The following is a 22,615-nucleotide window of genomic DNA, read 5'->3' as shown; positions in this document are numbered from 1 at the left end:
GCAAATATTATTTTTAGATATAGCCTATGTAGTGGTTATATTCTCTATTATTGTGCAAGGATTAAGTATTGGGTCATTTGTAAAAAATATATATCGTTAAATGAAGTCAAAATTTGTTATTATTTATTTTATTGGATTTCTCTTTGGAATAAATTGTCATGCTCAATTAACAGATTTAGCAAGAATAGACTATACTTTTGTTCCTGATTTTACTTCTGGTATTGAATACTCCAGAGCAAGAGCACTGATTAACTATCCTATTAAATTAAAGAAAAAAGAAAATTATTTACTATTAGGCCTAGACTATAGTAATATTAATTTACGAATAAATAGAACCGATTTTCCGTTTGATGAAAGCCTTATCAATGATTTTCAAAGCTTAGATTTTAGTTTCGGTTTTACAAAACCTATTAAAAATAATTGGAGATTTGGTATAAGAGTTAAACCCGGGTTTAGTACCAATTTGAACGCAAATTCATTAAGTTTTGAAGATGTTGTTATTTCAGGAGATATTATTTTCGTTAAAAAACAAGAAAAAAGCGAAGACATTAAATACCCTTACCGATTAATACTGGGGGTTTCTTATTCAGAAAATAGAGGGATTCCATTTCCACTACCTTTTATAAGTTATTCTAAAAAATTTCATAGAAATTGGTCATTTAATTTAGGAATACCAAAAACAGATTTACAATTTCATATATCTCACAAACAAAATATAAAATTATATGCTGAATTAGATGGATTTACTGCCAACTTACAAGGTGGGGTTTTATTAAATGATGATACCTCAGCAGAAACAATAAATATGTCAGTGATTATTAGTGGTTTGCAATACGAATATTATTTTACTGAGCATTTACAAATTTATGCTAGAAGTGCATATATTTTTTCTAATAATGCAAGTTTAAAGGATAAGAATCATAATAGAATTTTCACCTTAGATAATAAGCCTAGTTTATATCTTAGAACCGGTATTCGATTTAAACTTTAATTTGCTATAATTTCTTTCATCCTACCTATAAAATATTCTTATCTATATTTTTAATTTCTTCAACGAGCTATGATTACTTTTGTTGAAAATAAAATTGAAATGACAATACCTTCAACGATTCTTGAAAAATTACAATGGCGCTATGCTGTTAAAAATTTTGATGATTCAAAAAAGCTTTCCGAAGAGAAGTTAACTATTTTAAAAGAATCATTTAATTTAACAGCTACTTCCTATGGTTTACAGCCTTTAAAAATGTTGGTGATTAGTAATCCTGATGCGCTGAAAGATATAGTGCCTATGTCTATGAATCAAGCTCAGGTAGGAAATGCATCGCATATTTTGGTGCTATGTACCGAAACGAAAATGGATGCCACGTATATAAAAGATTATTTCAATTTAGTAGAAGATATCCGAAATACACCTCGAAAAATATTAGATCCATTTCAAGAGTTTTTAATAGGTTCTTTTTCTGAAAAAAGTTCTGAAGAAATTAATGTTTGGATGCAAAAACAAGCCTATTTAGCCTTAGGAAATTTACTCACTGTTTGTGCTATTGAGGACATTGATGCCTGCCCAATTGAAGGATTTGATCCAGAGAAGTATGATACTTATTTCAATTTAAATGAAAAAGGACTGACATCAGTTTTAGTATTAGCAGTTGGATACCGAGCTAAAGATGATATTTTTTCTGAATTTAAAAAAGTTCGAAGAGGTGTCGAAGAGGTGATTATTGAGTTTAAATAATTAGGCAATAGGTAATTGATGATTTTGCCCCCATTCAGTCCAAGAACCATCATAAATAGCTGTTTTCTTTTCTGAAATTAGTTCACTTGCTACTAAAGTAATACAGGCTGTAATTCCAGAACCACAAGAAAAAATTAATTCTTTTTCGTCTAGCTTTAAATAATTAAAAATATTTTTTAACTCAGCTACAGATTTAAATGTACCGTTTTCTAAAACTTCAGTGAAAGGTAGGTTTATAGAACTAGGAATACAGCCACTACGCAAGCCTTCTCTCGGTTCTTTTTTCTCTCCCTTAAATCGATCTGAGGAACGAGCATCTAACACGGTAAATTCATTTGTGTTTAAGTTTTCTAAAAGTTGATTAGAATTTTTTACAGCGTTGGGATTCAATTGCGCTTTAAAATTCCCTTTGGCATAGCTAGCGTTTTGTTTTTCTTCTGTTTCAAAACCTTGAGATATCCATTCCGGAAGTCCTCCGTTTAGAAGATATACATTATCATGCCCCATTGTTTTAAACATCCACCAAACTCTTGGACTGGTGTATATTCCTATTTGATCATACACCACAATTATACTGTCTTTATTGATTCCTATACTTCTACAAGAGGTTTCAAAATATTTAGGACTTGGAAGCGTATTTGGTAGCTCAGAATTTTGATCGCTAAACGTATTTTTAATATCGAATAAACGTGCGTTTTTAATTTGAAGACCTTCTAGGGTTGAAGCAATTTTTGAAGTATTGGAAGGAAGGTGAGCGTCTAAAATGATTAAGTTCGGACTGCTTAGATGGTCTTTTAACCATTGAGAAGATACGAGTATGTTGGGCATAAGTCAAAAAGTAGATGAAAAGTAAATATACTAAAAAAGCCTATCCAAACGGATAGGCTTCTTTTTTAAAAAATAGGTAGTATATATTAGATAACTGTTACATTGACTGCGTTTAATCCTTTTTTTCCTTCTTGGAGTTCAAATTGAACTTCATCGCCTTCGCGAATTTCGTCGTTAACTCCTGTAATGTGAACAAAATGTTCGCTGTTTGAACCTTCTTCAGTGATAAAACCAAAACCTTTGGCTTCATTGAAAAATTTTACTGTTCCTGTATTCATAATTATATTTTAAATTAATATACTATGTGTTATTCAATTATGATACCAGAAATATTTTATTTCATTGTATAAAAAAAGCCATCTATAAAGACAGCTTTTATACCATTCTAATATTATAATGGTATTAGTACCCGAGATGGGACTTGAACCCACACATCCTAAAGAACACATGGCCCTCAACCATGCCTGTCTACCAATTCCAGCACTCGGGTAGATTTTACCTGTGGTCAAATTACGTGACTTTTGGGTAAAAAAAAAGTTAAACTTTGTAGCTTAACTTTTTTGAGATTTGTGATCTGACTGGGGCTCGAACCCAGGACCCTCTCCTTAAAAGGGAGATGCTCTACCAACTGAGCTATCAGATCATTTTTTAATATTTGTTACAATCTGTAATCAATATATCCTTTAATGCGGGTGCAAATATACTATCATTATATTTATTTTTCAAAGGTATTTACTTTAAATTTGATAAATATTTAAAACACTTTAACAATCAAGGTTTAGCAGTAAAATATTCTTATGAAAATTGTATTAATTGGCTATATGGGATCAGGGAAAACAGCAGTTGGACAGCAATTAGCTGAGACAATAACGTGCCCTTTTCTAGATCTTGATCATTTAATTGAAACGAATGAAGGGAAGAAGATTTCAGAAATATTTTCAGAAAAAGGAGAAATTTATTTCAGAAATAAAGAAATAACAACATTAAAAGAGGCAATTGCTGATTCAAAAAAAATAATTATATCCACAGGTGGAGGTACTCCTTGTTATGGTAATTTAATGAATGATCTAAATAATGATGATGAAGTAATAACAATTTACCTTAAAGCACCCGTTAAGGTGTTAACAAATCGATTATTTAAAGAAAAATCGCACCGACCCTTAATTGCACATCTTGAAAATAAAGTAAGCTTAAATGATTTTATAAGAAAACATCTATTTGAAAGAACTTACTATTATAATCAATCTTCTTTAATTGTAGCCGTAGATGAAAAATCAATTCATGAAATTGTTGAGGAGATAATAATGAAGCTATTCTAGTAAAGCATAATAATTGTTCTTTTCAAAAACAACAGCTACATTTTCATTGAGCGAAGTCGATAATGAAATCCCCTTGAAATCTGCTTTGATTGGAAAATTTTTATGATTTCTATCTACAAGAACTACCGTTTTAATTTTTTTAATCGGAACCTCAAGGAAATGCTTAACGCCATATATTAAGGTAGTTCCAGAATGCAATACATCGTCTACTAAAACAATAGATTTATTCATATAGTTTTCAGACTTAATAGAGGTTTCTATGTCATTTGTAGGTTTCTTTTTATCGATAATAACCTTACAGAGATTCACTTTTAATGGAGAAATTGATTCAACAATCGTTTTTAATTTCTTGGCAAGAATATAACCGTTTTCATAAATTCCAGCAATCACAATCTCTTCTTCCTTTGTATTGCTTTCATAAATTTGATATGCAATTCGTCTTAATTTATGTGAAATTTGAGTTTTATCGAGAATAATAGTATCAGATGCGGTCATAGAATCTATATTTTAATCAAATATACAAATCAATTTATTCTTCTTCTCCATCAGGTTTAGTAAAATCATCAATATCTCTTCGGTCTTTTTTAGAAGGTCTTCCTGTTCCTCTTTTACGATAATGATCTTTTGCAAATTTTAGTAATTCGCTATTTGCAAAAGCTTCTTTAGGAGTAATGTCTTTTCTGTATAAGTCTACTAGTTTAGCGCCAAGTCTGCTTTTAGGTAGATCTAGAACTTCTATTTCGTAGTTTATTTGGTTTTTTCTTACTACAATTTTATCTGAAGGAAAAACTTCTCTCGAAGCTTTAATTATAGTACCGTTAATACGGACGGCTCCTTTTTTGCAAGCTTGAGTTGCAAGGCTTCTAGACTTAAAATAACGGATACACCATAAATATTTGTCTACTCTCATAAAATTCTGCTTAAAAAACGTTAATCTATTTAACAAAAATAAAGAAAATTGTATCTTGCAGCCATAAAAATTTAAGATGAAGAAAGTATATTTTTTATTACCTATAATAACATTGGCATTTCTTACTATTATTTCTTGTAAAAAAGATGATGATGGTGTAATTACAGTACCGGAGCTTGATAGAGGAGAGGAAGCTGTTAATGCTCAATTAATGATTGAAACGTATTTAGAAACTCATTTTTATAACTATGAAGAGTTTGTAAATCCACCTGCTGGTTTTGATTACGCAGTAGTTATTGATACACTAGCTGGAGAAAATGCGACTAAAACTCCTTTAATGGATCAAGTTTCTTCAAAAACAGTAAGTGATAGATTTGAAGATAATGTTAGCTATACATTATATTACCTTTCAGCAATAGAAGGTGATGGTGATGGGGCTTCTTTCCCAGATCTATGTACGATAACCTATGAAGGAAGAGCACTAACTTCAAATTCAATCTTGTCTGATGTAGATGAAAATAATGACGGTGTTGTTGATAATAATGATTTAAAAGAAGTGTACCCAACCAACCTTTTTGATGCAGCAGTTACACCAGTTCGATTTGATTTAACTCAATTAGTTGATGGTTTTCAAGATACCATGATTGAGTTTAAAGCTGCAACTAGTGAAGCAATGGAACAACCCGATGGTACTGTAACGTATTCTGAAGATTTTGGAGTAGGAGTTATGTTTATACCTTCTGGCTTGGCATATTTTTCCTCTCCACCTCCTGGATCTGGAATAGGATCTTATAATCAGTTAATATTTACATTCAAATTGTTTCAAGTAGATGTTGGTGATCAAGATGGTGATACTGTGTATTCTTTATTAGAAGATGTAAATGGAAATGGACTTGAAGAAGATGATGACACTGATAGTGATGGTTTTCCGAACTTTGTAGATCCAGATGATGATAATGATGGTACTTTAACTGTAGATGAAATAGTTACTCAAGATTATGTTGTAAATGTAACGAATGGAGAATCTGACCCTGTATTAGCTTCAAATGAATATGAGATTGATAGAGAAGAAGAAGAAAATGATGAAGGACAAATCATAAGAACAATAACTACAATAACATTAACAGATACAGATGGTGATGGTACGCCAGATTATTTAGATACAGATAATAGTTAGTTGTAAAATAATATCCATAAAAAAACCTCTTAATAATTATTAAGAGGTTTTTTTATTTTATAGATGCAATTATTATTTTCTAGAAATAACTTTTAAAGAAGCTTTTACAATTGCATCAGCATTTAAGCCGTATTTTTCCATTAGTTGTTCTGGTGTTCCAGACTCCCCAAAAGTATCTTGAGTAGCTATAAATTCTTGAGGTTTTGGATCATTTAAGGCTAAAACTCGAGCCACACTTTCTCCTAATCCACCTAAAAAATTATGTTCTTCAGCAGTAACAATGCAACCCGTTTTTGCAACGCTTTTTAAAATAGCGCTATCATCTAGTGGTTTAATAGTATGAATATTAACTACATCTGCAGAAATTCCTTGTTTATTCAAAGTTTCAGCAGCTTCTAATGCTTCCCAAACTAAATGCCCTGTTGCAACGATCGTTACATCAGTACCTTCTAGTAAATGAACTGCTTTTCCTATTTCAAACAATTGATTTTCATCAGTAAAATTAGCAACTTTAGGTCTTCCAAATCGCAAGTATACAGGGCCATTATGTTCTGCAATTGCTAAAGTCGCTGCTTTTGTTTGATTGAAATCACACGTATTAATAACGGTCATTCCAGGTAACATTTTCATTAAGCCAATATCTTCAAGAATTTGATGCGTAGCACCGTCTTCTCCTAAAGTAAGCCCAGCATGTGAAGCACAAATTTTCACATTTTTATTACTGTATGCAATACTTTGTCGAATTTGATCATATACTCTTCCTGTCGAAAAATTAGCAAAAGTACCAGTAAAAGGAATTTTCCCTCCAATAGTCATTCCCGCTGCAATTCCCATCATATTTGCTTCAGCAATCCCAATCTGAAAAAATCGTTCAGGATGATTTTTTTTAAAATCATCCATTTTAAGAGAACCAATTAAATCTGCACAAAGTGCAACTACATTAGGATTGGATGCTCCTAATTCGGTTAATCCAGCTCCAAAACCAGATCGAGTATCTTTTTTACCACTGTCAATATATTTTTTCATAATATGCCCGAGTAAACAGGTATTTTTAAAAATTTAATTTTTTTTTTAATAGTCTCCAAGAGTTTCTTGATTCTGTTCCAATGCAATCTCTAGCTGATCATCATTTGGAGCTTTACCATGCCAAGCATGAGTGTGCATCATAAAATCTACACCATTACCCATTACTGTATGTAAAAGAACACAAACAGGTTTTCCTTTACCAGTTTTTTCTTTAGCCTGCCCCATTCCTTTAATAATCGATTCAAGATTATTTCCATCTTCTATATCTAATACATCCCATCCAAAAGCTTCAAACTTAGCTCTTAAATTCCCTAAAGGAAGAACAGTATCAGTAGATCCATCAATTTGTTGTCCATTAAAATCTATGGTAACAATTAAATTATCTACTTTATTACCAGCTGCATACATTATAGCTTCCCAGTTTTGCCCCTCTTGTAACTCTCCATCTCCACAAAGGGTATAAATTAGATGTGAGTCATTATTAAGTTTTTTAGATTGTGCTGCCCCTAAAGCAACCGAAATTCCTTGACCTAATGATCCAGATGCTATTCGGATTCCAGGCAAACCTTCATGGGTTGTTGGATGTCCTTGTAATCTTGTGTTTAGTAATCTAAATGTATTCAATTCATCTACTGGAAAATATCCAGAACGTGCTAAAACACTATAAAAAACAGGGGAGATATGACCATTGGATAGAAAGAATAAATCTTCATCTTTTCCATCCATTGAGAACGTATCATTTCTATCCATGATTTCTTGGAATAATGAAACAAAGAACTCTGCACAGCCTAATGAACCTCCAGGGTGTCCTGAATTTACTTTGTGAACCTGTCTTAAAATGTCTCTTCGAACTTGAGTTACTAAATCTTCAAGGTATTTATAATCAGTCATTTTTTTTGAAATTTTTCTGCTTCAAAAGTAGCCTTTTGAAAAAGTTGAACAAAATCATATACTCGTCAGTTATCAACGATTTGGTTGTTTTGTTAACAGAATTATAAAGTATTCCTATAAATTGAAAAATATCCAATCAAATTCACAAATCATTTTATCTTTGTAACCGTTTGCAAAAATGCAAGTAAATAAATTAAGCGAATGCAATTTAAATTAGAATCAACTGACATAGCAAGTCAAGCTAGAGCGGGAACAATTACATTAGATCATGGAATTGTAGAAACTCCAATTTTTATGCCAGTAGGTACTGTTGCTACAGTTAAGGGTGTACATCAACGTGAATTAAAAGAAGATATAAAGCCAGATATTATTTTAGGAAACACCTATCATCTTTATTTACGCCCCGGAGTTCCTATTCTTGAAAAAGCTGGAGGTATTCATAAATTTATGAATTGGGAAGGTAATATTTTAACCGATAGTGGTGGATATCAGGTATATTCACTTTCATCTAATCGAAAAATAAAAGAAGAGGGAGTTAAATTTAAGTCACATATCGATGGAAGCTATCATGTTTTTACTCCAGAAAATGTAATGGAAGTTCAACGTTCTATAGGAGCAGATATAATTATGGCTTTCGATGAATGTACGCCATATCCTTGCGAATACAATTATGCAAAAAGATCAATGCATATGACTCATAGATGGCTAGATCGTTGTATGAAACACTTAGAGAAAACACCTTTAAAATACGATTATAATCAAACGTTTTTTCCAATAGTACAAGGTAGTACCTATAAGGATTTAAGAAAGCAATCTGCTGAATATATTGCTTCAGTTGGAGCCGAAGGAAATGCGATAGGAGGGCTTTCAGTAGGAGAACCTGCGGATGAAATGTACGAAATGACAGAAGTTGTCACGGCAATACTTCCAAAGGATAAACCAAGATACCTAATGGGAGTAGGTACTCCAATTAATATTCTTGAAAACATTGCTTTAGGAATCGATATGTTCGATTGTGTAATGCCTACTCGAAATGGAAGAAATGGAATGCTTTTTACAGCACATGGAACCATTAATATAAAAAATAAAAAATGGGAAGATGATTTTTCTGCCATTGATGAAATGAATATTACTTGGGTCGATACCGCTTATAGTAAAGCATACTTAAGACACCTTTTTACCGTGAATGAAATGTTGGGAAGACAAATTGCAACGATACACAATTTAGGCTTTTATTTATGGTTGGTTCGTGAAGCTAGAAAGCATATATTAGCGGGTGACTTTAGTACTTGGAAAAGTATAATGGTTAAACAAATGGATAAAAGGTTATAAGCCAATAAAATTTAAACTCCTATATGCTTAGCATTCTAGATAGATATATTTTAAAAAAATACTTAGGTACTTTCGCCTTACTGCTTTTACTTTTTATTCCAATTGGTATTACAGTTCACCTTGCTGAAAAAATTGATAAAATACTTGAGAACGAGGTGCCCTTTATGATCGTACTTAAATATTTTTATGATTTTACGATCTATTTTGCAAACTTATTATTTCCATTATTTTTATTCTTATCGGTTATTTGGTTTACTTCAAAGTTGGCAAACAACACAGAGATAATTGCATTTTTAAGTAGTGGTGTTTCTTTTTATAGATTTTTAAGACCTTATATTATAGGGGCAACAATTGTTTGTATTGGAGGATTGGTTTTAGGAATGTATTTGGCCCCAAAAGCTAGTAAGGGTTTTAATGAGTTTAAGTATGAATATTTAAGCAGAGGGAAGCAAGATAGGGAAAGGGCCCAGGTGTATAGGCAGATCAATGATAATGATTATATCTATGTGAGTTATTTTAATGTAGCAAAAAAATCGGGAAATGATTTTACGTTAGAACATTTTGAAGAGAATGAAATGATTTATAAAATAATAGCAAAAAGAATAAAATTTAATGAGAATGATTCAACCTATACGCTTTCAAACTATACAAAGCGGATCATAGGAGAACACAATGATATATTAGAAAGTAAACCAAAACTAGATACAACTTTTGCTTTTGAAATGGAAGATTTAACTCCAGTAGAATATATAGCTGAAACCTTAAATTATTCAGAATTAAATGATTTTATAGACAGAGAAAAAAAGAGAGGATCTTCTTATATTAATAGATATGAAGTTGTTAGTAATAAACGATGGAGTCTTCCAATATCTGCGTACATACTTACCATTATAGCTGTTGCAGTTTCTTCAATTAAAAGAAGAGGAGGAATGGGAGTAAACCTAGCAATTGGAATAGGTATTGGTATGACATTTATATTTTTCGATAAAATATTCGGAACCATGGCTGAAGAAAGTGACTTTTCTCCAATAGTAGCTACTTGGTTTCCAAACTTTGTCTTTGCAATATTAGCAGTATATCTTTTAAGAAATGCAAAACGCTAAGCTGCTAAATTATTTGCATTTACACTTTATTGTGTTTATTTGGGGATTCACGGCTATATTGGGCGCCCTAATTTCTATAGATGCAATTCCATTGGTTTGGTATAGAATGCTTCTCGCTACAGGATTTGTTTTAATGATTGTTCTTTATAGAAAAGAATCTTTAAAGATTCCATGGAAAACGATTGCTAAATTTTGTGCTGTTGGATTTATTATTGCACTTCATTGGCTGGCTTTTTTTTCCGCTATTAAAGTTTCAAATGTATCAGTAACACTTGCAGTAATGTCAACAGGTGCTTTTTTTGCTTCTTTTTTAGAACCTATAATGTATCGAAGAAAGGTGAAAGGGTATGAAGTGTTCTTTGGTTTAATTGTCGTCATAGGTTTATATGTAATATTTAAATTCGAATCCAATTACTTTTTAGGAATTTTATTGGCATTAGCATCTTCATTCTTAGGCGCTTTATTTTCAGTTTTTAACGGGAAATTTGTTGAAAAACATTCGCCATCAGTAATAACTTTTTATGAATTGTTAGCGGGAGTTTTTTGTATTACAGTATTCTTATTCTTTAAAGGTTCTTTTACACCTTCTTTTTTCAAATTAACAAGCGATGATTGGCTTTATTTAATTATTCTAGCCTCATTTTGTACCGCATACGCTTTTATTGCATCAGTGCATGTTATGAAATGGATCAGTCCATACACAGTAATGTTAACCACAAATATGGAACCTGTTTACGGTATATTATTGGCATTAGTCATCTTAGGAGATAATGAATATATGAGCCCACAGTTTTATTATGGTGCCCTGATAATTTTTATAACGGTCATCATTAATGGATATATAAAAACTAGGATAAAAAAGGCTAAGATTCATTAATACCTAATAACATTATTTTATATTTGTTCCCTACTATTCAAATAATACAATATTAGATACTATGGAATATCTTGATTTTGAATTACCTATCAAAGAGTTACAGGAGCAATACGAAAAAGCTTGTGAAATTGGAGAAGACAATGAAGTTGATGTATCTGAAACTTGCGATCAGATAGAAAAAAAATTAAACGAAACTAAAAAGGAGATATATAAAAACCTAACGGCTTGGCAACGTGTTCAGTTATCAAGACATCCCGGTAGACCTTATACTCTTGATTATATAAGAGCCATTTGCGGAGATACTTTTTTAGAATTACATGGAGATCGTAATTTTAAAGATGATAAAGCTATGGTTGGAGGTCTTGGTAAAATTGGTGACCAAACCTATATGTTTATAGGTCAACAAAAAGGATATAATACAAAGACCCGTCAGTATCGAAATTTTGGTATGGCAAATCCTGAAGGATATAGAAAAGCGTTGCGTTTAATGAAATCTGCTGAAAAATTTAATATACCTGTAGTTTCATTTATAGATACTCCAGGTGCATATCCAGGTTTAGAAGCAGAAGAAAGAGGACAAGGGGAAGCAATTGCACGTAATATTCTTGAAATGACACGTTTAAAAGTGCCAATCATTGTAATAATTATAGGCGAAGGAGCTAGTGGAGGTGCTTTAGGAATAGGAGTAGGAGATAAAGTATTAATGCTTGAAAACACATGGTATTCAGTGATTTCTCCAGAAAGTTGCTCCTCCATACTTTGGAGAAGTTGGGAGTATAAAGAACAAGCAGCTGAAGCGTTAAAGTTAACTGCTGCAGATATGAAAAAACAAAAACTAATAGATAAAATTGTACGTGAACCACTAGGAGGTGCTCATAGCAATAGGGAAAAAACTTTTTTGATTGTTTCTAATGAAATCACCAAAACTTTTTTGGAATTAAATAACTTATCCCCAAAAGAATTAGTAGAAAAAAGGATGGATAAATATTCTCAAATGGGTGTTTATAATAGTTAAGTCCAACAACGATAATACTTTATGAAAATCCGAAATTTTAATTTCGGATTTTTTTATGGTTATTAACAATATTATTCAATTTATTAACTTTATCTAGTGAACAATAGAGCTTTAAAAAAAGAGCTTTACTCATTACAATTTATTTACATTAGCTTAATGGAAAAATTAAAACCTCAATCCAATTATCCACAACGTAGCTCCCAAGTTATTTCACTTGAAAAAGGGAAGCTGCCTCCGCAAGCAATTGACCTAGAGGAGGTTGTGCTTGGAGCAATGATGATTGATAAAAAAGGAGTGGATGAGGTAATCGATATTCTACATGCAGAAGTCTTTTATAAAGAAGCACATAAACATATTTTTGAAGCCATATTTACACTTTTTGAAAAAAGTGAACCTGTAGACTTATTAACTGTTTCTGCTAGATTAAAGAAAGAAGGTAAGCTTAAAAGTGTTGGAGGTGAGTTTTACCTTATACAATTAACTCAAAAAGTATCTTCTTCTGCTCATATTGAATTTCATGCACGTATTATTCTTCAAAAGTTTATTCAAAGAAGTTTGATTAAAATTTCAAATGAAATTATTGAAGATTCATATAATGAAGGAACCGATGTTTTCGATCTTTTAGATACTGCTGAATCAAAATTATATGAAATAACACAAGGGAATATTAAGCGTTCATCAGAAAGTGCTCAAAACCTTGTAATTCAAGCGAAAAAAAGAATTGAAGAAATTGCAAATAAAGATGGTCTTTCAGGTATTCCTTCAGGATTTTCAAAAGTTGATAAGCTTACTTCTGGATGGCAACCAAGTGATTTAATTATTATTGCTGCTCGTCCAGGTATGGGTAAAACAGCATTAACCTTGTCAATGGCTAGAAACATGGCGGTTGAACATAATGTACCTGTTGCATTTTTCTCTTGTGAGATGTCCTCAGTTCAATTAATTACCCGACTTATTTCTTCTGAAACAGGACTGTCTTCAGAAAAACTAAGAACGGGACAGTTAGAAAAGCATGAATGGGAGCAACTTAATGTAAAAGTAAAGAGCCTAGAAAGCGCGCCACTTTTTATAGATGATACCCCTTCACTTTCCATCTTCGATTTAAGAGCAAAGGCTAGAAGGTTAGCTTCACAGCATGGTATTAAAATTATTATGATTGATTACCTTCAATTAATGACTGCCGGAGGTTCTCAAAAAGGGGGTAATCGTGAACAAGAAATATCAACAATTTCTAGAAACTTAAAAGCGTTAGCTAAAGAATTAAATATTCCAGTAATTGCGCTTTCTCAATTATCGCGTGCAGTAGAAACAAGAGGGGGTAGTAAAAGACCATTATTGTCTGACCTTCGTGAATCGGGTGCAATTGAGCAAGATGCAGATATCGTATCATTTATTTATCGCCCTGAATATTATAAAATTGATGAATGGGATGATGAAGAACGAACTCCAACCGCAGGTCAAGCCGAATTTATTGTTTCCAAACATCGTAATGGTGGTTTAGATGAAATACGATTAAAATTTGTAGGCCATTTAGGTAAATTTGAAAATTTAGATACCTTCGAATTTTCTACTGAGTTTCATTCAAGAATGAATGCAGCAGCAAATGATGATACATTTAAAACAGATCAATTAGGTAATCCAGATGATGCTTTTGGAAGTTCTATGAATGATTCTTCACCTTCAGATAATGATGTTCCGTTTTAATTATTTTTAGAAATGATTAAATTTAATTTCTGTTTTGGAATAGAAATTGTCTGTATCTTAGCCTTATGAGGAAAATCTTATTCTTTTTAGCTATATTTTTATTTACTATTCCTGTATCAGCTTCGTATATCTTAATACCGATGGATGCTGAAAGTCAGAAAGAACATTTAAAGGCGTATGGTATAACTTATTGGACCCTTGAACGTCAGCAAAAAGTAAAATGGCTTTTAAATTATAGAGGGGGATCTTTCTTATTACCCGATTCAGAAGAAACAAGAAAAGAATGTAAGATACGTGGGGTTTCTTTTGAAATCCTTTCCAATGCTAAAGCTGATCAAATTCTTACAGAAATAAGTAGCCCATCCCAAAATATGGAGGCTGTAGTGTTAGAAAAAGCACCTCGAATTGCTGTGTATTCTCCTAAAGGAAATCAACCCTGGGACGATGCCGTTACGATGGTATTGACCTATGCTGAAATTCCATATGATATAGTGTATGATGAAGAAGTATTAGATGAACAATTGCTACTATATGATTGGTTGCATTTGCATCATGAAGATTTTACAGGCCAATATGGAAAATTCTATAGAGCCTATAGAGCAGCACCTTGGTATATTGAAAATAAAAAAGATGCTGAAGCCTTGGCTTCAAAATTAGGCTATGCTAAAGTTTCTGAAGCCAAAAGAGATGTTGCCTTAAAAATAAGAAATTATGTAATAGGAGGTGGATTTATGTTTGCTATGTGTAGCGCTACAGATAGCTATGATATTGCTTTAGCCGTTGAAGGCATAGATATTTGCGAAACTATGTTTGATGGAGATCCTAGCGAACCTGGGTATCAAAGTAAAATAGAATATAGTAAGACATTCGCATTTAAGGATTTTATATTAGAACGTAGCCCTATGGTATATGAGTTTTCATCTATTGATATGACTCGAAGACGAAAAGTAATTAAAGAGACAGATTATTTTTCATTGATGGATTATTCAGCTAAATGGGACCCAATTCCTTGTATGTTAGTGCAAAATCATACTGCCTTGGTTAAAGGTTTTATGGGACAAACCACATCATTTGCAAGAGAAGAAGTAAAAGCAAATGTTTTGGTGATGGGAGAAAATAAATCGAATGGAGAAGCTCGTTATATTCATGGAATAAAAGGAAAAGGATTTTTTACATTTTATGGAGGACATGATCCTGAAGATTATCAACATCGGGTAGGAGACGCTAAAACTGAATTAGCTTTACATCCTAATTCTCCAGGCTATCGTCTTATTTTAAATAATGTTTTATTTCCAGCTGCAAAAAAGAAAAAACAAAAAACCTAGATTAATTATCTGGTAATGAATCGTAATAATCTTTAGGAGGTAAAACAGTTATTTCAACCCTTCTATTGATCTGTTTGTTTTTAAATGAATCATTTGGAGCTCTAGGTTTAGATTCTCCCATGGGTTTTAAAATATAGTCATACTTTGCTGCGCTTCCAAATAATAGTTTTAATTTATCTTTAACGGTCTGACATCTCTTTTTTGATAATTGGAAATTGTATTCATCTTTGCCATCACTGTCTGTATGACCTTCAATTACAATAGTAGCTTTATCTATCTGCTGTATAGTTGTTACTAAAGAATCTAAAGTCTGTTTAGATGTTTTCTTTAAATTGTATTTAGCAATGTCAAAAAGTACGTCTGCGTTAATATTAATTTTCAAAACACTATTGATAGCCGCAATTGCATCAATGTCAGCTCCTGCACTTTTACTTTTGCAATATCCTCTGAGGTCTGTAATTTTTAAATAATAATAAATAACATCGGTCGGAATATAGTAGTCATCGAGATCAATAATTGATTTTCCGCCAGATATACTCCCAGCTTTTACCCAATCTATTCCGTTTTCAGAAATTTCAATATTAGCTGCTTCTTTTTCTGAACCAACCTCAAATATATAGATGTCTTTTCCTTTTAAATTCATAAACCCATTGTCTGAAAAATGGACAACTAAAGTGCCACTACATCCTAAAGATAAAAAGTTTGGAGTTTTGTAACTAACATAATTTGGTTCATGTAAGCATTGATCTTGATCTCTATACTTTACTTGTGGAGCAGGTGAACCCATTTTAAAAGAAACGATACTATCTGCAAATGATATTTTTCCTAAAGGAAGATAGATATAATCGTATCTACTTATTTTATATGTTTTCCCTGTTTTAGTTTGTGCAACAAGTATATTACTCGAAAGAAATAGGGTGATTAATACATATAATAATTTAAAGCGCACTTAATTTATTTTTAACTAAGATACAAATTCTTATAAATATCATTTTTTGTAAAAAAAAAAGCCCTTCTCATTGAGAAGGGCTTTTTAGGCGAAATAATTATTGTTTATGTCTTATTTTACTTTATTTATAATTGCTTCAAAAGCATCTGGGTGATTCATAGCTAAATCTGCTAAAACCTTACGGTTTAATTCGATATTGTTAGCTTTTACTTTTCCCATAAATTGCGAATAAGACATACCGTGTTCACGGGCACCCGCATTAATACGAGTGATCCATAAAGCACGAAATGTTCTCTTTTTTGCACGACGGTCTCTGTATGAGTAAGACATTGCTTTCTCAACAGCATTTTTTGCAACTGTCCATACGTTTTTACGTCTTCCAAAGTATCCTTTGGCTTGCTTCATCACCTTTTTTCTTCGGGCTCTTTTTGCAACTGAATTTACTGATCTTGGCATAATTTTAAGTTTTTTTGTAGCAGGCGATTCACTTTCTGAATACTTTTATTGCCATACTCCAGGGTTGTACAATTATTTTTTTTAACCGGTTAAGATTTACTTCATTCGAAGCATTTGCTTAACATTACTCTCATCTGCTTTATGCACGAGTGTATCGTGTGTTAAAGCAAGCTTACGTTTTTTAGTCTTCTTTGTTAAAATATGACTTTTAAATGCATGCTTTCTTTTAATCTTACCAGTACCGGTAATTCTAAATCTCTTTTTAGCACTGGATTTTGTTTTTTGTTTAGGCATTTTTCCTAGTTTTTATCTAATTATTTCGCTTTATCTTAATTTGCTTTATTTTAAAGCAACATTTCTTATTTTTTCTTCGGAGAAATAAACATAATCATTCGTTTCCCTTCTAATTTTGGCATCTGTTCTACTTTACCATACTCTTCTAATTCTTGAGCAAGTCGTAATAAAAGAATCTGCCCTTTGTCTTTAAATATAATAGATCGACCTTTAAAAAACACATATGCTTTTAATTTGGCACCATCAGTTAAAAACTTAATAGCATGTTTCTTTTTAAACTCATAATCATGATCATCAGTATTAGGACCAAACCTAATTTCCTTAATAATCACTTTCGTTGCTTTCGACTTTAAAGACTTCTCACGCTTTTTCTGTTCGTAAACAAATTTCTTATACTCCATTATTTTACAAACAGGAGGAGTTGCATTAGGAGATATTTCAACAAGGTCTAAATCTTGTTCTTTCGCTATCTCTAATGCTTTACTAAGTGTATAAACACCTACTTCAACATTTTCACCAACTAAACGTACTTCTTCAGCACGAATATTTCGATTAATATTGTGTAGATCTTTCTTAATAATCCTTGCGGGTCCCTTACTTCTTTTTCTACGAATTGCTATGGCTATGTAATATTTAAGTTAAACATTAAACGTTTTTGTATTTTCTTTAATTTCATTATTTATTAATTCTGAAAATGATTCTGTTGTCATAACACCAATATCACCTTCACTATGTCTCCTTACAGAAACTGTACCATCTTTTTCTTCTTGTTCTCCTACAATGAGCATATACGGTACTTTGCTCATTTCTGCATCACGAATTTTTTTACCCATAGTTTCGTTTCTATTATCTACAAGGGCGCGAATTTCGTTCTTTTCAAGCAAATTTAAAACTTTTTCAGCGTATTTTTCATATTTTTCACTTAAAGAAAGAATACTAACCTGTTCCGGCATTAACCATAAGGGGAAATTTCCACCTGTATGTTCTAATAAAATAGCGATAAATCGTTCCATACTTCCAAAAGGAGCACGGTGAATCATGATAGGTCGATGCATCTCATTATCACTACCTTTATATTCCAATTCAAAACGTTCAGGTAAATTATAATCTACTTGAATCGTACCTAGTTGCCAGTTTCTTCCTAAAGCATCTTTCACCATGAAATCTAACTTAGGGCCATAAAAGGCAGCTTCTCCAGTTTCAATAACATAATTAAGTCCTTTGTCGTTTGCCGCATTGATAATTGCTTGCTCTGCTTTATCCCAATTTTCAAGATCACCAATATATTTTTCTGGTTTTTCAGGATCTCTTAAAGATACTTGAGCGGTAAAGTTTTCAAAACCTAATGAACCAAATACATAAAGTACCAAGTCGATTACATTTTTAAACTCTTGATCTAATTGGTCTGGTGTACAAAAAAGGTGGGCATCATCTTGTGTAAAACCACGTACTCTGGTAAGACCATGCAATTCTCCACTTTGTTCATACCTATAAACCGTTCCAAATTCAGCATAACGCTTAGGTAAATCTTTATAAGACCATTGACGGTTTTTATAAATTTCACAGTGGTGAGGACAGTTCATTGGTTTTAAATAGAACTCTTCACCTTCTTTTGGAGTACGAATGGGTTGAAAACTATCCTCTCCATATTTTTCATAATGACCAGAAGTTACATAAAGTTCCTTTTGTGCAATATGTGGTGTAATCACCATTTCATATCCTGCTTTTTTCTGTGCTTTCTTTAAAAAATCTTCTAATCTTTCTCTTAAAGCAGCACCTTTTGGAAGCCAAAGAGGCAAGCCTTGACCTACTTTTTGAGAAAAAGTGAAAAGTTCTAATTCTTTTCCTAATTTTCTGTGATCTCTTTTTTTAGCTTCTTCAAGTAATTCGAGATACTCTTTTAAATCTTTTTGTTTAGGGAATGAAATACCATATATACGAGTTAACTGCGTGTTGTTTTCATCGCCTCTCCAGTAAGCACCAGCAATACTCATTAGTTTAATAGCTTTAATTATTCCAGTATTAGGAAGATGTCCACCACGGCATAAATCAGTAAAAGTATCATGATCACAAAAAGTAATGGTACCATCCTCTAAATTCTCTATTAACTCAACTTTGTATTCATTATTTTGGCTTTGATAATACGCTAATGCATCAGCTTTTGATGATTCACGAATAGAGAAGGTGTGTTTCCCTCTTGCTATTTCAAGCATTTTCTTCTCAATAATTGGTAAATCTTTATCAGATATAGAATGTTCCCCTAAATCAATATCATAGTAGAAGCCATTATCAATTGCAGGACCTATTGTAAGTTTTACACCTGGGAATAATGCTTCGATAGCTTGCGCCATTATATGTGCAGATGAATGCCAAAAAGCTTTCTTCCCATCATCATCTCGCCATGAGAAAAGTACTAAATTACCATCAGTGGTTAATTGCGTAGATGTTTCTATGGTTACATCGTTATAAGATGCAGATATAACATTCCTTGCAAAACCTTCACTGATACTAATTGCTACATCCATTGGAGTGGCGCCTTTCTCAAATTGCTTTACACTTCCATCTGGTAAAGTAATAGCTATCATATTGTATAATATTTATAAGCTGCAAATATACTACGAGTTTCAACATTTCACAATATAACTTTGAAGCATATTATAATTTATATTTGGGCGCTTTTAACTGTATTAGGCAGTTAAACCAAGCTTTCGCACCTCGCTTTCAAACCTTTTGTTTATAAGGCTTAAAGAGCTTAAGTAATGTGTTCCATCTTTAGCGCAAAAACAAAATAATATTTAAGCATATATATTAAGGTATAAAATATATTTATCTATAAATCCTAGGCATTCAAAGCATTGAAAAAAACTTTACAAAAAAGAGTAAAAAAAGGCAGAAATAACTTGCTAATTTTAAAAAGCAATCTATATTTGCAGCCGCTTAGAGAGATACGAAAACTCTCAGAATAACAAGCAAGATTGACATCTAAAAATTTTTATTATTTTTTCAAAAAAAAACATTGCGAAGTATTAAAAGCATTGTATATTTGCATCCCCTTAGAGAGCTACGAAAACTCTCAGAGTAACAGGCAAGATTGGCATCGAAAAAGTTTTTATTATTTTTTCAAAAAAGATTGCAGGGTTTAAAAAGTGTTGTATATTTGCACCCGCTTAGAGATATAGCGAGTTTGAAATAGAGAGTGAATGGTTGTATTAAGGTTCGATTCCTTTACACTTAACAAGAGATTCTAGCGATAGGATTTTTTTCTTAGAGCGATCTAAGAAAAGTTCATTGATTTATTGAAATTGACAGCGTAGATAGTTTTAATCTTCGGATTAGAGTTATTTATATTGAAAAACTAAACTAAGTAAAATACCTGAGATTTTTTTGAGGGCTTTGTAGTTGTATTAATATTATTTAAGATTATACGATGAAGAGTTTGATCCTGGCTCAGGATGAACGCTAGCGGCAGGCCTAACACATGCAAGTCGAGGGGTAACATGAGAGCTTGCTCTTGATGACGACCGGCGCACGGGTGAGTAACGCGTATACAATCTACCTTATACTAGAGTATAGCCCAGAGAAATTTGGATTAATCCTCTATAGTCTATTAATATAGCATTATATAAATAGTAAAGGTTACGGTATAAGATGAGTATGCGTCCTATTAGTTTGTTGGTGTGGTAACGGCACACCAAGACTACGATAGGTAGGGGCCCTGAGAGGGGGATCCCCCACACTGGTACTGAGACACGGACCAGACTCCTACGGGAGGCAGCAGTGAGGAATATTGGACAATGGGTGAGAGCCTGATCCAGCCATGCCGCGTGCAGGATGACTGCCCTATGGGTTGTAAACTGCTTTTATACAGGAAGAAACACCTCTACGTGTAGAGGCTTGACGGTACTGTAAGAATAAGGATCGGCTAACTCCGTGCCAGCAGCCGCGGTAATACGGAGGATCCAAGCGTTATCCGGAATCATTGGGTTTAAAGGGTCCGTAGGCGGGTTTATAAGTCAGTGGTGAAAGTTTGCGGCTCAACCGTAAAATTGCCATTGATACTGTAGATCTTGAATTAGTGTGAAGTGATTAGAATAAGTAGTGTAGCGGTGAAATGCATAGATATTACTTAGAATACCAATTGCGAAGGCAGGTCACTAACACTATATTGACGCTGAGGGACGAAAGCGTGGGGAGCGAACAGGATTAGATACCCTGGTAGTCCACGCCGTAAACGATGGATACTAGCTGTTCGGACTTCGGTCTGAGTGGCTAAGCGAAAGTGATAAGTATCCCACCTGGGGAGTACGTTCGCAAGAATGAAACTCAAAGGAATTGACGGGGGCCCGCACAAGCGGTGGAGCATGTGGTTTAATTCGATGATACGCGAGGAACCTTACCAGGGCTTAAATGTAGATTGACAGGGGTGGAAACACCTTTTCCTTCGGGCAATTTACAAGGTGCTGCATGGTTGTCGTCAGCTCGTGCCGTGAGGTGTCAGGTTAAGTCCTATAACGAGCGCAACCCCTGTTGTTAGTTGCCAGCGAGTCATGTCGGGAACTCTAACAAGACTGCCAGTGCAAACTGTGAGGAAGGTGGGGATGACGTCAAATCATCACGGCCCTTACGTCCTGGGCCACACACGTGCTACAATGGCCGGTACAGAGAGCAGCCACTACGCGAGTAGGAGCGAATCTTGAAAGCCGGTCTCAGTTCGGATCGGAGTCTGCAACTCGACTCCGTGAAGCTGGAATCGCTAGTAATCGCATATCAGCCATGATGCGGTGAATACGTTCCCGGGCCTTGTACACACCGCCCGTCAAGCCATGGAAGCTGGGAGTACCTGAAGTCGGTGACCGCAAGGAGCTGCCTAGGGTAAAACTGGTAACTAGGGCTAAGTCGTAACAAGGTAGCCGTACCGGAAGGTGCGGCTGGAACACCTCCTTTCTAGAGCTTGTTTAATGAGAATTAAACAGGAGATACGACAAGAAGATCTTTAAAGAGATCTAAGTTTTTACTTGGTTTAGCTGTCAATTTTAAATATTAAATAAGTCTGAAGTATCAGATGATAGTAGTTTTTTCTACTTTCTGAATACTGAATGCTGCGGACTGAATAAAACAGTCTCATAGCTCAGCTGGTTAGAGCGCTACACTGATAATGTAGAGGTCGGCAGTTCGAGTCTGCCTGAGACTACAAGCAATAGATAGCAATATTTATTGACGTTCATGATTATATATTGAAGGAAATTTTAGAAGTTGGGTATCCCAAGTTGACGTATAAGTCATCAATTAACTGATAACTGTTAACTGATAACCGACAACTGAAACAAATGGGGGATTAGCTCAGCTGGCTAGAGCGCCTGCCTTGCACGCAGGAGGTCATCGGTTCGACTCCGATATTCTCCACAATCAGCATTAGGCTGAAAACGTTCATTGACATATTGGAAAAAGAAATACAAGAAAAGTAATAATATTAGTATAGTGATATACGAAATATTAAATTAAACTCATTAAAAGAGCAAAAAGTACAATAAGCAAATTAAGAGCGTATGGGGAATGCCTAGGCTCTCAGAGACGAAGAAGGACGTGATAAGCTGCGATAAGTTGCGGGGATTGGCACATACAAATTGATCCGCAAATTTCCGAATGGGGCAACCCAGCATGTTGAAGACATGTT

The 22,615-nt window shown here is 33.3% G+C and carries 21 protein-coding genes, 4 tRNA genes and 2 rRNA genes (1 of these 27 only partly in view); 14 read left to right on the top strand and 13 right to left on the bottom strand.

The window, feature by feature from the left end; translation table 11 throughout:
- The first annotated feature begins 100 nt into the window (after positions 1-100).
- Together ABXT64_RS01970 and ABXT64_RS01965 are read left to right on the top strand one after the other, a co-directional pair.
- Complete coding sequence (locus ABXT64_RS01970) at positions 101-991, top strand: DUF6268 family outer membrane beta-barrel protein (RefSeq protein ID WP_443633711.1); 891 nt, start codon at positions 101-103, stop codon at positions 989-991.
- A 69-nt stretch (positions 992-1,060) separates the two neighbouring features.
- Positions 1,061-1,735: an NAD(P)H-dependent oxidoreductase gene (locus ABXT64_RS01965; RefSeq protein ID WP_443633710.1), complete on the top strand. Its 675-nt coding sequence runs from the start codon at positions 1,061-1,063 to the stop codon at positions 1,733-1,735.
- Here the strand turns inward: ABXT64_RS01965 and ABXT64_RS01960 are convergent, their stop codons facing one another.
- The 4 genes from ABXT64_RS01960 to ABXT64_RS01945 form a co-directional block, all read right to left on the bottom strand.
- Positions 1,736-2,563 (bottom strand): sulfurtransferase, encoded by an 828-nt coding sequence (locus ABXT64_RS01960; RefSeq protein WP_443633709.1) that lies wholly within the window; start codon positions 2,561-2,563, stop codon positions 1,736-1,738. It lies immediately after the preceding gene.
- 86 nt (positions 2,564-2,649) lie between these two features.
- Entirely contained in the window at positions 2,650-2,841 is a 192-nt protein-coding gene (locus ABXT64_RS01955) for a cold-shock protein (RefSeq protein ID WP_443633708.1), read from the bottom strand.
- Between the two features lie 128 nt (positions 2,842-2,969).
- A tRNA-Leu gene (locus ABXT64_RS01950) sits at positions 2,970-3,053 on the bottom strand.
- Positions 3,054-3,133: 80 nt separating this feature from the next.
- Positions 3,134-3,206, bottom strand: a tRNA-Lys gene (locus tag ABXT64_RS01945).
- A 154-nt stretch (positions 3,207-3,360) separates the two neighbouring features.
- On the opposite strand from ABXT64_RS01945, the gene ABXT64_RS01940 reads away from it, so the two are divergent.
- Positions 3,361-3,882: a shikimate kinase gene (locus tag ABXT64_RS01940; protein WP_443633707.1), complete on the top strand. Its 522-nt coding sequence runs from the start codon at positions 3,361-3,363 to the stop codon at positions 3,880-3,882.
- On the opposite strand, the gene ABXT64_RS01935 is transcribed toward ABXT64_RS01940, so the two are convergent.
- Both ABXT64_RS01935 and ABXT64_RS01930 read right to left on the bottom strand, forming a co-directional pair.
- On the bottom strand, positions 3,874-4,377 hold the full coding sequence (locus ABXT64_RS01935; protein WP_443633706.1) for a phosphoribosyltransferase family protein: 504 nt from the start codon (positions 4,375-4,377) through the stop codon (positions 3,874-3,876). The two genes, ABXT64_RS01940 and ABXT64_RS01935, sit on opposite strands and share 9 nt — an antisense overlap.
- 34 nt (positions 4,378-4,411) lie before the next feature.
- A complete protein-coding gene (locus ABXT64_RS01930) occupies positions 4,412-4,792 on the bottom strand; it encodes an RNA-binding S4 domain-containing protein (protein ID WP_443633705.1) in 381 nt (126 codons plus the stop codon).
- Between the two features lie 76 nt (positions 4,793-4,868).
- Here ABXT64_RS01930 and ABXT64_RS01925 point away from each other — a divergent pair, with 76 nt between their 5' ends.
- Positions 4,869-5,969, top strand: a complete 1,101-nt coding sequence (locus ABXT64_RS01925) for a hypothetical protein (RefSeq protein WP_443633704.1) — start codon at positions 4,869-4,871, stop codon at positions 5,967-5,969.
- A 72-nt stretch (positions 5,970-6,041) separates the two neighbouring features.
- On the opposite strand, the gene ABXT64_RS01920 is transcribed toward ABXT64_RS01925, so the two are convergent.
- Complete coding sequence (locus ABXT64_RS01920) at positions 6,042-6,995, bottom strand: transketolase family protein (RefSeq protein ID WP_443633703.1); 954 nt, start codon at positions 6,993-6,995, stop codon at positions 6,042-6,044.
- A gap of 45 nt (positions 6,996-7,040) precedes the next feature.
- On the bottom strand, positions 7,041-7,886 hold the full coding sequence (locus ABXT64_RS01915; RefSeq protein WP_443633702.1) for a transketolase: 846 nt from the start codon (positions 7,884-7,886) through the stop codon (positions 7,041-7,043).
- Positions 7,887-8,087: 201 nt separating this feature from the next.
- Between ABXT64_RS01915 and tgt the strand changes: the two genes are divergently transcribed.
- The 6 genes from tgt (at position 8,088) to ABXT64_RS01885 (ending at position 15,242) form a co-directional block, all read left to right on the top strand.
- The gene (gene tgt, locus ABXT64_RS01910; protein WP_443633701.1) at positions 8,088-9,218 is read left to right on the top strand and encodes a tRNA guanosine(34) transglycosylase Tgt; all 1,131 of its coding nucleotides are present in this window, start codon (positions 8,088-8,090) and stop codon (positions 9,216-9,218) included.
- A gap of 23 nt (positions 9,219-9,241) precedes the next feature.
- On the top strand, positions 9,242-10,321 hold the full coding sequence (locus tag ABXT64_RS01905) for an LptF/LptG family permease (protein WP_443633700.1): 1,080 nt from the start codon (positions 9,242-9,244) through the stop codon (positions 10,319-10,321).
- The gene (locus ABXT64_RS01900) at positions 10,308-11,198 is read left to right on the top strand and encodes a DMT family transporter (RefSeq protein ID WP_443633699.1); all 891 of its coding nucleotides are present in this window, start codon (positions 10,308-10,310) and stop codon (positions 11,196-11,198) included. Before ABXT64_RS01905 ends, ABXT64_RS01900 begins: the two co-directional genes overlap by 14 nt.
- 61 nt (positions 11,199-11,259) lie before the next feature.
- On the top strand, positions 11,260-12,213 hold the full coding sequence (locus ABXT64_RS01895) for an acetyl-CoA carboxylase carboxyltransferase subunit alpha (protein WP_443633698.1): 954 nt from the start codon (positions 11,260-11,262) through the stop codon (positions 12,211-12,213).
- A 156-nt stretch (positions 12,214-12,369) separates the two neighbouring features.
- Entirely contained in the window at positions 12,370-13,917 is a 1,548-nt protein-coding gene (gene dnaB, locus ABXT64_RS01890) for a replicative DNA helicase (protein ID WP_443633697.1), read from the top strand.
- A 65-nt stretch (positions 13,918-13,982) separates the two neighbouring features.
- On the top strand, positions 13,983-15,242 hold the full coding sequence (locus ABXT64_RS01885; protein WP_443633696.1) for an asparagine synthetase B: 1,260 nt from the start codon (positions 13,983-13,985) through the stop codon (positions 15,240-15,242).
- A 1-nt stretch (position 15,243) separates the two neighbouring features.
- Here ABXT64_RS01885 and ABXT64_RS01880 read toward each other — a convergent pair whose 3' ends face one another.
- From ABXT64_RS01880 to thrS, 5 genes are all read right to left on the bottom strand, one after another.
- Positions 15,244-16,191 carry an OmpA family protein gene (locus ABXT64_RS01880; RefSeq protein ID WP_443633695.1) on the bottom strand — a complete coding sequence of 316 codons (948 nt, stop codon included), beginning with the start codon at positions 16,189-16,191 and terminating at the stop codon, positions 15,244-15,246.
- A gap of 111 nt (positions 16,192-16,302) precedes the next feature.
- A complete protein-coding gene (gene rplT / locus ABXT64_RS01875; protein WP_443633694.1) occupies positions 16,303-16,647 on the bottom strand; it encodes a 50S ribosomal protein L20 in 345 nt (114 codons plus the stop codon).
- 96 nt (positions 16,648-16,743) lie between these two features.
- Positions 16,744-16,941, bottom strand: a complete 198-nt coding sequence (gene rpmI, locus ABXT64_RS01870) for a 50S ribosomal protein L35 (RefSeq protein WP_443633693.1) — start codon at positions 16,939-16,941, stop codon at positions 16,744-16,746.
- A gap of 65 nt (positions 16,942-17,006) precedes the next feature.
- Positions 17,007-17,519 (bottom strand): translation initiation factor IF-3, encoded by a 513-nt coding sequence (gene infC / locus ABXT64_RS01865; RefSeq protein WP_443634900.1) that lies wholly within the window; start codon positions 17,517-17,519, stop codon positions 17,007-17,009.
- Between the two features lie 60 nt (positions 17,520-17,579).
- Complete coding sequence (gene thrS, locus ABXT64_RS01860) at positions 17,580-19,526, bottom strand: threonine--tRNA ligase (protein WP_443633692.1); 1,947 nt, start codon at positions 19,524-19,526, stop codon at positions 17,580-17,582.
- A gap of 839 nt (positions 19,527-20,365) precedes the next feature.
- Here thrS and ABXT64_RS01855 point away from each other — a divergent pair.
- The 4 genes from ABXT64_RS01855 to ABXT64_RS01840 form a co-directional block, all read left to right on the top strand.
- A 16S ribosomal RNA gene (locus ABXT64_RS01855) occupies positions 20,366-21,885 on the top strand.
- Positions 21,886-22,058: 173 nt separating this feature from the next.
- Positions 22,059-22,132, top strand: a tRNA-Ile gene (locus ABXT64_RS01850).
- Between the two features lie 138 nt (positions 22,133-22,270).
- Positions 22,271-22,344 (top strand) — tRNA-Ala (locus ABXT64_RS01845).
- A gap of 123 nt (positions 22,345-22,467) precedes the next feature.
- Positions 22,468-22,615 (top strand): 23S ribosomal RNA (locus ABXT64_RS01840) (it continues 2,683 nt past the right edge of the window).
- Together the 16S and 23S rRNA genes with 2 tRNA genes alongside form the textbook arrangement of a ribosomal RNA operon.

The sequence above is a fragment of the Candidatus Marifrigoribacter sp. Uisw_064 genome, from assembly GCF_047730175.1.
Classification (GTDB): domain Bacteria; phylum Bacteroidota; class Bacteroidia; order Flavobacteriales; family Flavobacteriaceae; genus Marifrigoribacter.
This window is presented reverse-complemented; position numbering and strand designations above follow the sequence as displayed.